Source organism: Streptomyces sp. col6 (assembly GCF_008042035.1).
Lineage (GTDB): Bacteria > Actinomycetota > Actinomycetes > Streptomycetales > Streptomycetaceae > Streptomyces.
In genome coordinates this window covers 1,501,596-1,516,007 of the sequence record NZ_RDBL01000013.1, presented here as the reverse complement: position 1 = coordinate 1,516,007, position 14,412 = coordinate 1,501,596, and the positions used below count along the sequence as shown (strand labels likewise).

6 protein-coding genes are annotated in these 14,412 nt (G+C 74.5%); 1 reads left to right on the top strand and 5 read right to left on the bottom strand.

The window, feature by feature from the left end:
* Positions 1–2,460, bottom strand: a 2,460-nt coding sequence (locus tag EAO73_RS23570) for a nitrate- and nitrite sensing domain-containing protein (protein WP_224756402.1), incomplete at its 3' end; no start/stop codon positions are given.
* Positions 2,461–2,859: 399 nt separating this feature from the next.
* Between EAO73_RS23570 and EAO73_RS23565 the strand changes: the two genes are divergently transcribed.
* Entirely contained in the window at positions 2,860–3,318 is a 459-nt protein-coding gene (locus EAO73_RS23565) for a hypothetical protein (RefSeq protein ID WP_376560043.1), read from the top strand.
* A gap of 13 nt (positions 3,319–3,331) precedes the next feature.
* Here the strand turns inward: EAO73_RS23565 and EAO73_RS23560 are convergent, their stop codons facing one another.
* From EAO73_RS23560 to EAO73_RS23545, 4 genes are all read right to left on the bottom strand, one after another.
* Positions 3,332–8,092 (bottom strand): hypothetical protein, encoded by a 4,761-nt coding sequence (locus EAO73_RS23560; protein WP_147973443.1) that lies wholly within the window; start codon positions 8,090–8,092, stop codon positions 3,332–3,334.
* Positions 8,093–8,149: 57 nt separating this feature from the next.
* A complete protein-coding gene (locus EAO73_RS23555; protein ID WP_147973442.1) occupies positions 8,150–9,070 on the bottom strand; it encodes a hypothetical protein in 921 nt (306 codons plus the stop codon).
* Positions 9,071–9,128: 58 nt separating this feature from the next.
* Positions 9,129–10,655: a hypothetical protein gene (locus EAO73_RS23550; RefSeq protein WP_147973441.1), complete on the bottom strand. Its 1,527-nt coding sequence runs from the start codon at positions 10,653–10,655 to the stop codon at positions 9,129–9,131.
* 90 nt (positions 10,656–10,745) lie between these two features.
* Entirely contained in the window at positions 10,746–14,375 is a 3,630-nt protein-coding gene (locus EAO73_RS23545; RefSeq protein ID WP_147973440.1) for a hydantoinase B/oxoprolinase family protein, read from the bottom strand.
* Positions 14,376–14,412 lie beyond the last annotated feature (37 nt).

The following is a 14,412-nucleotide window of genomic DNA, read 5'->3' as shown; positions in this document are numbered from 1 at the left end:
GGTGCCGGCCGCGCGCATCCCGGCTCCGAGGACCGCGAGCCGGTCCACCGGGCGGACCGGCTCGCGGTCCTCGGAGCCGGGATGCGCGCGGCCGGCACCGTCGACCCGGCGGCCCCGGTCGGTGACCAGGGTCGGCGGCCGGCGGCGACGGGGCAGCGGCCTGGTGCCCTCGGGGTGCAGGGCCCGCACGCCGTCGTCGGGGGCCTGCTGGTGCTGCTCGCGTTCGCCGTCGCGGCGCAGTGCGCGGGCGCGGAAGATGCCGCCGCGTTCGCTCTCGGTGTCCTCCAGGTCGGCCACGCCGTCGAGCACGGGGTCGAGCCCCGGACCGGCCACCGCTTCGAGGACGGGGTCACGGGTGAAGTCCAGCGGCTCGTCGCCCTCCAGCTCGACGGGGCCGTCCAGCAGGACCGGGTCGACCAGTCCGGTGGGGACCGGCGAGAGGCCGCTCGGCCGCCCCGGCACGTGGACGTCGGCCTCGGGGCGGCCCGTGGCGGCGCCCGGACGGCTGCTGGCAATGGCCTTCTCGGACCTGCGGTCGAGGCGGAAGCCGGTGCCGTGCGACTCGGGTGCGTCGGTGAGGAGCGCGGCCGGGATGAACACCACCGCCGTGGTGCCGCCGTACGGGGATGTCTGGAGGGAGACGCGGACGTTCTGCCGCTGGGCGAGCCGGCTGACCACGAAGAGGCCGAGGCGGTCGGTGTCGGACAGCTCGAACTCGGGGGTCTCGGCGAGCCGGAGGTTGGCGTCGAGGAGGACGTCCGGGGGCATGCCGAGGCCGCGGTCGTGGATCTCCAGGGTGAAGCCGTTGGCGACGCGCTCCCCATGCACCTGGACGGCGGTGTGCGGGGGCGAGAACACCGTGGCGTTCTCCAGGAGTTCGGCGATCAGGTGGGTGAGGTCGGCGACGGCCGGGCCGCCCACGCCGATCCGGGGCAGCCGGCGGACCTCGACGCGTTCGTAGTCCTCGACCTCGGCGACGGCGGCGCGCACCACGTCCATCAGCTGGATGGGCTTGCGCCACTGCCGGGAGGGGGCCGCCCCGGAGAGGATCACCAGGCCCTCGGCGTGCCGGCGCATACGGGTGGTGAGGTGGTCGAGGCGGAAGAGGTCGGCGAGTTCGTCGGTGTTCTCGGTGCGGCGCTCCATGGCGTCCAGGAGCGTCAGCTGGCGGTGCAGCAGGACCTGGTTGCGGCGGGCGAGGTTGACGAAGACCTCGGAGACGCCGCGGCGCATGTCGGCCTGTTTGACGGCGGCTTCGACGGCGGCGCGTTGCAGGGTGTTGAGGGCCTGGCCGACCTGGCCGATCTCGTCGCGCTCGTACTGGAGGTGCGGCGACTCGGTCTCCACGTCGACCTGTTCGCCCGCGGCGAGGCGGCGCATCACGCTCGGCAGCCGTACGCCGGACACCTCGTGGGCGTCCTTGCGCAGCCGGGAGAGGTCGCGGACCAGTTCGCGGCCGATGCGTACGGACACGAAGACGGAGACGAGCAGGGCCAGGAAGCCGAGGACGCCGGCGATGCCCGCCTTGATCAGGATGCCGTAGCCGGCGGGTTTGCCGCGGTCCTGGAAGCGGTTGTTCATCTCCGTCGCGTCGTTGGCCAGCCGGTCCAGGGCGGGCGGGCCGACCTCCTGCCAGCGGGCGGCGTCACGGGTGCGCGGGCCCGTGGTGGGGCCCTGGTCGAGGATCTTCTCCTCGGCGGAACGCAGCGGTTCGCTGTCCGGGCCCTGCCAGTACTGCTGGACGCGCCGGCGTTCGGAGGCGGGGAGCAGGTCGACGTTGGTCTCGTACAGCAGGCCGCGCTGGGCGACGAGGTCGGAGATCTGGCGCAGTTCCGGGGCGGTGAGGCGGCCGGCCAGGAGGCCCGAGGCGACCAGGGCGTCTTCCCTGGAAAGCATTTCGCGGGCGCGGGATATCCCGGTCAGTGCCCGCACCTGCTGGTCCATGGAGACGTTCTCCATGGTGTGCAATCCGGTCAGGAAGCGGTAGCAGGGGTCGATCAGGCGGTTGTAGTAGGCCATCGCCTTGAGCCGGCCGATGGTGCGTTTGTCGACGGATTCGCGCAGGGCGTCGAGACCTTCGACGGCGCCGAGTATCGAGGTGAGCTGGGTCTCGGCGGTCGCGCCGAGCGCGTCGCGGATGTCCTTCTCCTGGGCGCTCCTGCTGACCTCGGCCACGACCCGGTCGGTGGTGGCGCGCTGCCGGCGCAGGGCGGGCAGGGCGTCGGACGTGCGCGGGTCGGCGAGGAAGACGAGCGTCTGGCGGCGTTCGCTCTGGATGACCCGGACGGTGTCCTCAAGCGGGTGGCCCACCTTCTCCACGACGGCGCTCGCGCTCAGCAGTTTCCCGGCCTCGCGCCCGGTGAGATAGGTGGCGAAACCCCAGAGCGCGGTGAGCGAGACGAGCGGCACCACGAGCAACGCCACGATCTTCCTGCGGATGGACTTTCCGCGAAAGCGCATGGCCTCCCCCAGGTCGTCCCCGCGCGGCGGGGACGGGTTTCGTCAACAAACGGCGCGAGCCTACTACTGACACACAGACAACTCGAAGGCGTGTCCGGACGATTTTCGGCCGCCTTACCGGGAGTTGACCATGGCTTGTCCCGGTATTCCGGGAGATGAAATTCACGAAAGCGACAGAAGAGGCCCCAGGGAGTGGCACGTTCCTTCACGTCCCGGTTGGCTGGAATTCTTCGTTTCGTGACGGGTGGGGGGAATCTTCACCCCTGACCGCTCGTCTGTCTGTACGGGGGTAGGGGGACCAACGGGTCACGCTCGGGCGGACGGGACGGACCGTCGGCGTAGAAAGGGTGTATGCCGGGCAGCAACCCTGAAGTCGGACAGCGGTGGGAGTGAAGGGTCTTGGACACACAGGAGCGTGAGGAAGCGGTGGAGCCGACGGGGGACGCGGGCGCGCGGGAGCGGCCGGCCGTGCCCCGGCAGCTCTGGGTGGAGGAGCCGGCGCTGCGACGGCGGATGCCGGATCCGGTGCGCACGGCGGCCGTGCGGGCGGTGCTCGTCCTGTCGTTGACGGTCATCCTGGCGATGGTGGCGTTCCTCACCGCGCTGGCCGGGTCCTGGCTCTCCTTCCCCATGGTGCTGAGCGGGGTGGCGAGCACGGTGGTCGCGACCTGGGCGGTGCTGGACGTCTGGGTCACCCGCCAGGTGTGGAACCAGCGCAACGGCGTGGTCTCCGAGCCCAGCAGCTCGGCCCGTGCCCTGCGGCGTGAGCGGCGCAGGGCACGGCGTGAGGCCCGCACCGCGCAGCGGGACGCGGCACGGATAGCCCACCGGGGCACGGACCGCCTCTCGCGGGCCTGACCGCGCCCGGCGGCTACGGAGTCCGGGTCTTCTCGACGGTCTCGGACGCGTCCGGTGTCCGCGGGGCCGGGGCGCCGCGCTTGAACATGCGGGTCGCGGTGATCTCGCCGTGCACCGTCTCGGCGGCGGGGTCCTGCTGCGGCAGCCCGGGGCGCAGGTGCTCCTCGACGCTGATGTACTTCAGACCGGCCCGCAGGTCCGCGTCGTTGCGCAGCCGGATGACGAGTGGGAATTCCGCGAGCGCCGTGGTGTCGAACAGCCCGGTGGTGTACAGGAGTTGTACGCCGAGTGCGTCGGCCACCGCGCGCTGGAGCTCCAGCAGATAGGTGGCGTTGGCCCGGCCGATCGGGTTGTCCAGGAACAGCGTGCCCGCGTGCCGGTGCTGGGTGCGGTCGCGGCCCCGGTCGTTGCTGCGCAGGGCGGCCATCGTGCAGTAGAGGGCGATGGCCGCGGTGAGCAGCTGGCCGCCGGAGAAGACGTCGCCCATCTGCCCGACGGGCACGCGCTCGGCGCGCAGGACGGCATCCGGCTTGAGGATCTCCACGGCGATGCCCCTGGGTTCCAGGGCTGCCTGAACGCCGCGCAGGAGCAGGGACATGCCGTCCCGGCGCAGGTCGGAGTTCTTCCTGAGGGCAGCCCTGGTGGCCTCGTCGATGACCTCGCCGAGCCGTTCGGTGAGGGTGGCCTGGTCGGGTTCCTCGAAGCGGATACGGAGGAATTCCTGCCCGGACCACTCCCCCAGGCCCTCGGGGAGCCGGGAGAGCCGCTGCGCGGAGCGGAGCGTGGTGAGCGCGGACTCCACCAGGCCGCGCAGCCGGTCGACGATGGAGTCGCGGTTGCGCTCCAGCTGGGCCAGTTCGTCGGTGAGGACCCGAAGCCGGGGCGCGAAGGCGATGGCCCACTTCTCCGCGTGCTCGGGGAGCGCGGCGGCGGGCAGCTCGCGGATCTGCTGCCGGGCGGGCGTGCGGACCTGCTCGTAGCGGGTGGAGTTGGCGTGCCGTACGAGGACGTCGCTCGCCTCCCGGACGGCCGCTTCGGCGGCGGACAGGTCGGCGGCGCAGCCGCGCAGCGAGCGACGGGCCTCGGCGGCGGACTGCCGGGCCTCCTCCAGGCTGCCCGGATAGGGCTCGGGATCCTCCGGGTCGTCCTCGGCGCCGTGGTCCCTGAGCAGGTCGCGCAGCAGGGCGGCGGTCTCGTCGAAGCCGCCCGCCGCGTCCTCGGCGGTGCGATGGGCGTGCAGCAGCTCGGCGTGGGCGGCCCTCGCGGTGTCCAGGGCGGCGGTCGCGGCGGCCAGCTCGGCAGTGGCGGTGCGCAGGAGGGCCTGGGCCTGTTCCGCGTCGGCGGGCACCTGGTCGTCGGGCAGTTCGGTGTGCAGGCTCTCGCCGTCGGCGGGCGCCAGACGTTCGGCCTCGCCGCGCAGCCGGCCCAGCTGCTCGCTGGCCGCCGAGGCACGGGTCTCCAGGAGCTGGACGAGGGATTCGGCACGGGCGGCGGCGGCCTGCCGGGACGGGCCGTCGGCGCCGTCGGTGCCCTCCAGGAGCTGGGCGGCCCGGGTGCGGACCTTGTTGGTGAGGCGGTCCAGCTCGGCGAGCGCGGCGCTCTCGTCGCTCTCGGCGCGGGCCTGTTCGGCGCGCAGGTCGGCGCCGACGCCGACCTTCTCGTACAGCTGGGACGCCGCCCGGTACGCCTCGCGCAGGGCGGGCAGCGCCTGGCGGGGGGCGTCCTCGTCGGGGTCGGGGAGCTGTTCGGGGGCGCCGGCGATCTCGGCGCGTTCGGCGCGCAGGGCGCGGGCGGTGCGGCGGGCGTCGTCGGCGGCGCGCTGGGCGGCGCGGCGGTCCTCGTCGGCGGCCCTGGCGCGCTCCAGGAGGACGGTGGCGCGGGCCTCGCACTCGGCGGCCTCGTCGGTCAGTTCGCGCAGCTTGGCCTGCCAGCCGGCCCGTTCGCGGAGCCGGAAGGCCAGTCCGGCGAGCGCGTCGGCGGCCCGGCGGGCGCGCTGGGCGGCCTCCTGGCGCTCCTCGCGGACGCGGGCGGTGTCGGCGGCGGCCTCGTCGGCCTCGGCACGGACCGTGCGGGCCTCGGCGAGGACGGCCTCGGCGGTCTCGGCGGCGGTGCGGGCGGAGGCGGCGCCCTCGGCCAGCTCGGCGAGCATGCCGGGCGGGCAGTCGGCGCGCCAGGACCCGATGCGGGCGGCCAGCGCGCGGTCGGCGCCGAGACGGGCGGCGAGCACCCGGATGTCCTCGTCGCGGGCGGCGGCCCGGCTGCGCAGCGCGTGGCGCTCCTCGTCGGCGGCGTGCTCGTCGTGCATGGCCGGGTTCGGCGGGACGAGGAAGACCTCCTCGGGGGTGCCGGACGCGCCGCTGCCCGGGCCGGGCACGGGGGCGAGGAGGGCGGCGGCGGTGCCGACGGCGACGGCGGAGCGGGGCAGCAGGGCGGCGGCGCCGAGGACCTCGCGGGCGCGGGCGTGCGCGTCGGGGTCGGTGATGACGACGCCGTCGACGAGCTCGGGGCGGGCGGCGAGGACGGCCGCGTGGTCGGCGGGGTCGACGGCCTGGGCGAGGTAGCGCCAGCCGGGCAGGGCGGGGATGCCCTGTTCGCCGAGGTATTCCACGGTGGCCAGGACGTCCGGGCTCGGCGGGAGGAGGCCGCCGTCGCCGAGCGCGCCCAGGATGCGGGCGTCGTCGGCCGCGGCGGTGCGCAGTTCGAACAGGCGCCGTTCGGCGGTGGCGACGCTCTGGTCGAGCAGGCCGCGCAGCTCGTCCGCGCCGCGGTCGAACTCGTCGGCGGTGAGGGGCTGTCCGTCGGGATGGGCGGCGGTGGCGGTCTCCGTGCCGTCCGGGGCCGGGGCCTCGTCGGTGCGGTGCGGGTCGTCGGCGGCCGTGTCGGCGCCGGGCGCGGCGGCCTGCCGGGGCCGGGGGACGGCGCCGGTCGTGACGGGCAGCCCGAGCAGTTCGGCGAGGCGGGGTTCGGCGGCGAGGGACCCGGCGGCCCTCAGCTCGGCCTCGTAGGCCTGTTCGGCGGCGCGGGCGGCGTCGGCGGCGCGGGCCGCGGCCAGTTCGGCGCGGCTCTCGTCGGCCGTGGTCTGCCGGGCCCGGTCGGCGGCGGCTCCGGCGGCCTCGCGAGCGGTGTCCCACGCGGCCACGGCGGACTGTTCGGCGTCGTTGGCGGCGAGGGCGGCCCTGGCCGGGTCGGCGTGCGGCGCGGTGTCGTCGAGCCAGCCGGCCCGGACGGCTTCGGCGGTCTCCTGCTCGACCTCGGCGAGGCGCTGGCGCAGGTGGCCGGCCTCGCTGCGGGCGCGCTGGGCCTCGGTGGCGGCGGTGGTGGCGTCCCGGTGGGCGGCCTCGCCGGCGCTCTGCAGGGTGTCGGAGCGCTCCTCCTCCTCGTTGGCCCGGTTCTCCCCCGCCTCGGCGGCGGTGTGCAGGGCCCGTACGAGGTCGGCGGCCGCGCTCGCGCGGGCGGCGAGTGCGGGGGCCGCGTCGCGCTCGGCCTCCCGGATCGCGGCGGCGACGCGGGCGGAGCGGTCGGCGGCGGCGCGGTGGCGCAGGACGGCTTCGGCGGCCTGCCAGGCGGAGTGCAGGGTGCGGGCGTCGCCCAGTTCGCGGCGCTGGGCGGCGGCGCTCTTCTCGGCTGCGGTCAGGGCCAGCGAGGCGTGCCGGTAGGCGAGTTCGGCGGCGATCAGGGCGCTGCGGCCGCGGGTCTCCTCGGCGCCGGTGACGGTGTGGGCGGCGCCGGTGACCTGCTGGGCGAGCTCGGCGGCCCGGCCGCGCTCCTCGCCGGACCGGGCGGAGAGGCGGCGGGCGAGGGTGCGGGTGCGGCGCTCCGCCCCGGCGTGGATGTCGCGGGTGCGGGCGCGGGCCGCGGCGGCCTCGACGATGCGGCCGAGGAGGTCGACGGAGCCGGCGGTGAAGTCGCGTTCGGCGGTGAGTTCGGCGCGGCGGCCGAGCTTGTTGCCGAAGCCGCTGACGAGGTCGGCGAGGCCGTCCGTGTCGCGGGTGTCGGTCACGGCGCGCAGCAGCAGGTCGGTGAAGTCGGAGTCCTTCTTCACCGCGAAGAGGCCGGCCGCCTCGCCCTCGTCGGCGTTCATCTCGCGCTGGTAGCGGAAGAGTTCGGGGTCGAGGCCGAGTTCGCCGAGGTGCTCGTTCCAGCGGTCGTGGATCTCCTCCCAGTGCACGTCGAGGTGCTGGTAGAACTTCCCGGCCTCGGTGAGCGCGTCCCGGAAGCCCTTCATGGTGCGGCGCCTGCCACGGGCGCCGGAGACGCCCTCGGCGGGGCGGCCGACGGCGGTGGACTCGGCGACGGGCAGCGAGTCCAGGCCGAGCCCGGGGCCGGGGCGGAAGGAGTACCAGGCCTCGGCGAACTTCCGGGGGTCGTTGGAGACCTGGCGCCCGCGCCACTCGCTGACCTTGCCGACGACCACGCACTCGCCGGTCACGGTGTGCTGCCACTCCAGCGCGACATGCCCGCAGTCGTCGGCCAGCAGGAACTTGCGCAGCACGCCGGAGCTGGCGCCGCCGAGGGTGTTGCGGTGGCCCGGCAGCATCACCGAGAAGATCAACTTCAGCAGGACGGACTTGCCGCCGCCGTTCTCCAGGAAGAGCACACCGGCCGGGGCGGGCCTGCGCGGCGGGCCGACCGGCTCGTCCTCGAAGAACTCCGCCTGCGCCGGTGCGGGGCGGGGCACGGGCTCGCCGACGCCGCGCAGGTCGAGCACGGTGTCGGCGTAGCGTGCGCCGGCGGGCCCGATGGAGTAGAGGCGGACCCGGGAAAGCTCGTACATGGCGGCGGACTCTCGTCGTTCGGGGAGCGGAAGGAAGTCGTCGGGGACGGGATGCGGTCAGCCGTGGAACGGCAGGCCCGCGTCGGCCACCAGTTCCAGGTCGTCGGGGTCCGGGGGCGGCAGCAGCGTGGCGCTGCCGTCGGTGACGGGGACGACGCCCAGCTCCAGGAGTTCGGCCATGGCGGCGCTGCCGGCCATGTCGCGGACCTGGAGCTGGTAGCGGGCGGTGGTGCGGTATGTGCCTCCGGCGTCGTCGCCGGTGCGCTGGAGGAAGCCGGAGTCGGTGAGGAAGGCGACGGCCTTGCCGATGATGCCGGTGGTGGATCCGGCGAGCCGGCGGGCGTCCTTGGTGGCTCCGGTGGCGCTGCGCCGGGCGTAGACGCGCCAGCCGGCCTCCAGGCCCGGGGCGTCGCTGGCCGGGTCGGTGTTGTCGCCCTGCTCCTCGGCGCGCTCCTCCAGGCGGTTGCATGCCTGGCGGACGAAGCCGTCGACCCCGTTGACCGTGATCCGGCCGATGTAGGCGTCGTCGGCGACGTCCTCGGGGCGGGGGAACGCCATCGCGGCGACGGCGAGGTGGGCCAGGCCGTGCAGGAACCGGTCGGCGCTGTCCGAGGAGGCGCGGCGCGCGTAGTCGCCCATGCGGACGGCGAAGAGCGAGTCCTCGCCCGCTGTGACGGCCATGCCCGCCCGGGGCGAGACCTCCAGGACGATGAGGCCGAGCCCGGTGGCGACGGCGTCGGCGAGCCGGGCGAAGGCGGGGTCCTCCCGGTAGCGGCGCAGCAGTTCGGCGTACTCGGCGTCGCGGGCGGGCAGCAGCTTGGGCTGGAGGCCGAAGGCGACGAGCCGGGCGGCGTCCGCCGCGTCCGCCGGGGTGACGGCGGCGGGTGCGGGCGCCGGGCGGTCGGGCTCGTAGCCGTGGGCGGGCCGGTCGGCGGGCTCGCTCCACGCGTCGGCGTGCTCTGCGCGGTGGTCGCTCACGACACTCGCTCCTCGGTGCGGAATGTACTGCGGAAGGTGGAAGGGGAGCCGAGGGCTGTCACGGCGCCTCCGTACGGTCGGCGGCCATGCCGGCGGCGTCGAGCAGAGCCGTGCCCACGATCAGGTCGGCGCCGCCGAACTCCTCGTCGTCGAGCGGGGTGCCGTCGTCCACGGAGAACAGCAGGCGGCGCTCGCCCTGGCGGTAGGCGGTGCCGACCGGGGGGCTCGCGGCGTGCACCGCGAGCAGGGCGACCAGGTAGGGCAGGTCCCGGTCGCGCCGGCGGGCGTCGGCCAGGAGGCCGGAGAGGCGGCGCGGCGCGTCGTGCTCCAGGTCGAGCAGCTCCATCGCTGCGGCCAGCTGCTCCTCGCTGAAGCGGCTGTCGTCCGGGGTGGCGATCAGGTCCGGCTCGGGCATCTCGGCGCCGAGGTGCTCGCGCGCCGGCGGCGGGCTGAGGAGCAGGTCGACCAGGTCGCCCACCCGCACGGATACCGGGGTGCGCAGGCCCGTGCCGTGGGCGAAGAAGGCGTCGGTGGCGCGGCTCGCCTGCTCGACGGGGAGCGGCAGCAGCGGGCCGAGGAGCTGCCCGTACAGGTCGAGGCCGGTGCGGGCGGCGGGTGCGGCGAACGCCTGCCGGTCCTGTTCGGCGCGGAAGAGGGGGCCGGCCTCAAGCAGCCGGGACTGGAGCTGGGTGTGGCGGCGGATGCAGTCCTTGACGATGTCGACGAGCTCGGCGGCGCGGCGCTTGTGCTCGGGGTCCTCGGCCTCGTCACGGGCCTTGCGGATGTTGGTGAGGATCGCGTTCTCGTGGCGGTAGCGGTCGGCGACGTGGTCCAGCGCTTCGGCGATCATGTCGGGCACGGCGTTGAGCCAGTCGACCGCGCGGACGTTGCGCCGGGTGGCGTCGAGCGTCTTGCGCAGCGTTTCCGCGTACTGCACGGTCCGGTAACGGGCCTGTTCGGCGGCGAGCTGGGCGTCGGCCAGCCTGCCCCGGCTGATCAGGACCTCCAGCTTCACCTCGGCGGCGATCTGGGCGCTGGTGACGTCCGTGTCGAGGGCGCCGACAAGGACGTTGACCGCCTCGTCGGTGGCCCTGAGGTAGACGCTGCCGCCGTGCCCGGGGACCTCCTCGATCAGCTTGAAGTCGTAGTCGCGGCGGACGTAGGCGCCGTCGGGCCCGAAGGTGCCGTAGACCGCGCGGAATCCGCGGTCGACGCTGCCGACGTTGATCAGGTTCTCCAGGACCCAGCGGGCGACCCGTTCGTGCTCGGCGGCCGGGCGGCCGGGGGCCTGGGCGGCGACGCGCGGGAGGAGTCTGGTCACTATCTGGTCGTGGTCCGCGCCCGTGTCGAAGTCCATGTTGAGCGTGACGTGGTCGATCGCCGCGAGGGCGACCTCGGCCATCGCGTAGCCGCTGTACTCACCGGCGAGGTTCGCCTTGCGGACGTCCAGGTCGTGCAGCGGAGCCGTGCAGGCGAGCGCGCGCAGCCGCCGGGACAGCCCCTCGTCGGCGGCCGGGCCCGGTGCGGGCCGCGGCCCCGCGCTGAGCTGGGGCGCAGCGTTGTCCGTATAGGCAGGCGAAGTCACGGTGCACAGATTAGGTCCTCGCACCGACAACGGTCGAAACGGCGCAGAAGGGCCGCTCCCGGCGGGACCGGCCGGGCCCCGCGTTCCCGGTCAGCCGTGCCCGTCCCCGTCGCCCGGCTCCCCGTATCCGCCGCCTCCGGGGGTGCGCAGCACCAGGACGTCACCCGCTCCGGCGTCCGCGCTGTCGCAGCCGTCCAGCTCGGTGCGGCTGCCGTCCGCGCGCTCGATGTGCTGGCTGCCGAGCGCGCCGGGTGCACCGCCCGCCATGCCGTACGGGGGCACGCGGCGGTGTCCGGTGAGCAGGGCCAGGGTGACCGGTTCGAGGAAGCGGATGCGGCGCTCCACCCCGCTGCCGCCGCGGTGGCGGCCCGCTCCCCCGCTGCCTTCGCGCACCCGGAAGCTCTCCAGCAGGACCGGGTAGCGCCATTCCAGGATCTCGGGGTCGGTGAGGCGGGAGTTGGTCATGTGGGTCTGGACGGCGTCGGTGCCGTCGAAGTCCTCGCCCGCGCCGGATCCGCTGGCCACGGTCTCGTAGTACTGCACCCGCTCGTTGCCGAAGGTCAGGTTGTTCATGGTGCCGGACCCCTCGGCCTGGACGCCGAGGGCCGCGTACAGCGCGCCCGTGACGGCCTGCGAGGTCTCGACGTTGCCGGCGACCGTGGCGGCGGGCGGGGCGGGGGCCAGCATGGAGCCCTCCGGGACGCGGATCTCCAGCGGGTTCAGGCAGCCGCTGTTGAGCGGGATGTCGTCGGCGACCAGGGTGCGGAAGACGTACAGTACGGCGGCCATGACCACGGACTTCGGTGCGTTGAAGTTGCCCGGCTGCTGCGGGGAGGTGCCGGTGAAGTCGATGACCGCGCTGCGGGCCTCGCGGTCGACGGTGATCGTCACCTCGATCACGGCGCCGTTGTCCGTCTCGTACCGGTAGTGGCCGTCGTCCAGTCCGGCGATGATGCGGCGCACCGACTCCTCGGCGTTGTCCTGCACATGGCCCATATAGGCGTCGACCGCCTCGGCCCCGAACTGGCCTGTCATGGCGCGCAGTTCGGCGATGCCCTTCTCGTTGGCGGCGATCTGGGCGCGCAGGTCGGCGAGGTTGGTCCCGGGGTCGCGGGAGGGGTACGGGGCGGTGGTGAGCAGGGTGCGGGTGGCGTCCTCGCGGAAGGTGCCGTCCCGTACCAGGAGCCAGTTGTCGAAGAGGACGCCCTCCTCGTCGATGGTCCGGCTGAAGGCGGGCATGGAGCCGGGGGTGATGCCGCCGATCTCCGCGTGGTGGCCGCGCGAGGCCACCAGGAACCTCAGCACCGGCTCCGCGCCGCTCTCGTCGAACACCGGCGTCACGACCGTGACATCGGGCAGATGGGTGCCGCCGTGGTACGGGTCGTTGATGGCGTACACGTCACCCGGGCGCATGGTGCCGGTGTTGCGGTGCAGGACCTCCTTGATGGACTCCCCCATGGAGCCGAGGTGCACCGGGATGTGGGGCGCGTTGGCGATGAGGTTGCCCTGCGCGTCGAACAGCGCGCAGGAGAAGTCGAGGCGCTCCTTGATGTTGACGGAGCGGGCCGTGTTCTCCAGCGTGACGCCCATCTGCTCGGCGATGGACATGAAGAGGTTGTTGAAGACCTCCAGCAGCACCGGGTCGACCTGGGTGCCGACGGCCTGCCGGGCCGGGCGCGGGCGTGCCCGGGTGAGGACGAGGTGCCCGGTGGCGGCGAGTTCGGCCTGCCAGCCCGGGTCGACGACGGTGGTGGCATCGGCCTCGGCGACGACGGCGGGCCCGGTGACCGTGTCGGTGGCCCGGAGGTCGGCCCTGCGGTGGAGCGGGGCCTCCTGCCACCGGCCTTCCGCGAACATCCGCGCGGTGTCGTACGGGCGGGGCGTGGTGGGGGCGCCCTCGTCGCGCCCGGCCGGCCGGAGCTCGGCGTGGCCGCCGGCCGTTCCGGTGGCCTCGACGGAGACGGTCTCCACGACGAGCTGCCGGTCGGCGGTGAAGCCGTAACGGGCCCGGTGCTCGCGGGTGAACGCCTCGGTCATCGCGGCGGCCGTGTCCAGGGCCACGGGCAGGCTCGCGTCGGTGCCCTCGTAGCGCAGCAGGACCCTGGCCCGGGTGGAGACGGCGTCGCCGGGCACACCGTCGGCGCGCAGATCGGCGCTCGTACGGGCGGCGAGCTCGTCGCACAGTTCCCGCACCCGGGTCTCGGCGGCGTCGTCGAGGACGGCCTCGAAGGACTGCTCGCGCATGGCGGTGGCATCGGCGAGCCCGATGCCGTACGCCGAGAGCACCCCGGCCAGCGGGGGGACGAGGGCGGTGTCGATGCCGAGCGCGTCGGCGACGGCGCAGACGGCCTGGCCGCCGGCCCCGCCGAAGCCGGTGAGCGCGTAGCGGGTGATGTCGTGGCCGCGCTGCACGGAGATCTTCTTGACCGCACTGGCCATGGCGAGGACCGCGATCTCCAGGAAGCCGGCCGCGGTCTCGGCCGCCGTCCGCTTGCTGCCGGTGGCGCGGGCGACCTCCTCGGCGAGGTCCTCGAAGCGTTCGCGCACGACGTCCGCGTCGAGGGGCTGGTCGCCGTGCGGCCCGAAGACGGCGGGGAAGTGCGCGGGGCGGATGCGGCCCAGCATCACCTGCGCGTCGGTGACGGTCAGCGGTCCGCCTCTGCGGTAGCAGGCGGGACCGGGGTCGGCCCCGGCGGAGTCGGGTCCGACCCGGTAGCGCCGGCCGTCGAAGTGCAGGACCGAGCCGCCGCCGGCCGCGACGGTGTGGATGTTCATCATGGGCACCCGCATCCGCGCGCCCGCCACCTCGGCGCCCAGTTCGCGCTCGAACTCGCCCGCGTAGTGCGAGACGTCGGTGGAGGTGCCGCCCATGTCGAAGCCGATGACCCGGTCGTGGCCGGCCTGCGCGGAGGTGCGGACCATGCCGACGACACCGCCGGCGGGCCCGGAGAGCACCGCGTCCTTGCCCCGGAAGTGCGCGGCCTCGCGCAGGCCGCCGTTGGACTGCATGAACATCAGCCGGATGCCGGGGAGCTCGGCGGCGACCGACTCCACGTAGCGGCGCAGGATCGGGGAGAGATAGGCGTCCACGACGGTGGTGTCACCCCGCGGGACGAGCTTGATCAGCGGGCTGACCTCGTGGGAGCAGCTGATCTGGGTGAACCCGGCGGCCCTGGCCTCGGCGGCGACCGCCTGCTCGTGGGCCGGGTGGCGGTAGCCGTGCATCAGGACGACGGCCGCGCTGCTCAGCCCGTCGGCGCGGGCCTCGCGCAGCAGACCGGCGACGGCCTCGCGGTCCAGCGGGGTGAGGGTGCGGCCGTGGGCGTCGATGCGCTCGGGGACCTCGATCACCCGGTCGTACACGGCTTCCGGGAGCAGGATGCGGCGGTCGAAGAGGCGGGGGCGGTTCTGGTACGCGATGCGCAGGGCGTCCCGGAAGCCTTCGGTGATCACCAGGACGGTGGGTTCGCCGCGCCGCTCCAGCAGGGCGTTGGTGGCGACGGTGGTGCCCATCTTCACGGCGGAGACCCGGTCGGCGGGGACCGGCTCGTCCGGTCCGAGCCCCAGCATCAGCCGGATGCCGGCCACGGCGGCGTCGCGGTAGCGGTCCGGGTCGTGCGAGAGAAGTTTGCGGGTGACGAGCTGTCCGTCGGGGCGCCTTCCCACCACATCGGTGAAGGTGCCGCCACGGTCGATCCAGAACTCCCAGCGCCCGGTCATGTCCCCATACTGGCCTGCCGTCCGGTGATCGCGGAAC

Excerpts from the sequence above, each read along its gene's own strand:
- EAO73_RS23545 (WP_147973440.1), bottom strand. The coding sequence starts at position 14,375 with ATGACCGGGCGCTGGGAGTTCTGGATCGACCGTGGCGGCACCTTCACC.
- EAO73_RS23560 (WP_147973443.1), bottom strand. The coding sequence starts at position 8,092 with ATGTACGAGCTTTCCCGGGTCCGCCTCTACTCCATCGGGCCCGCCGGC.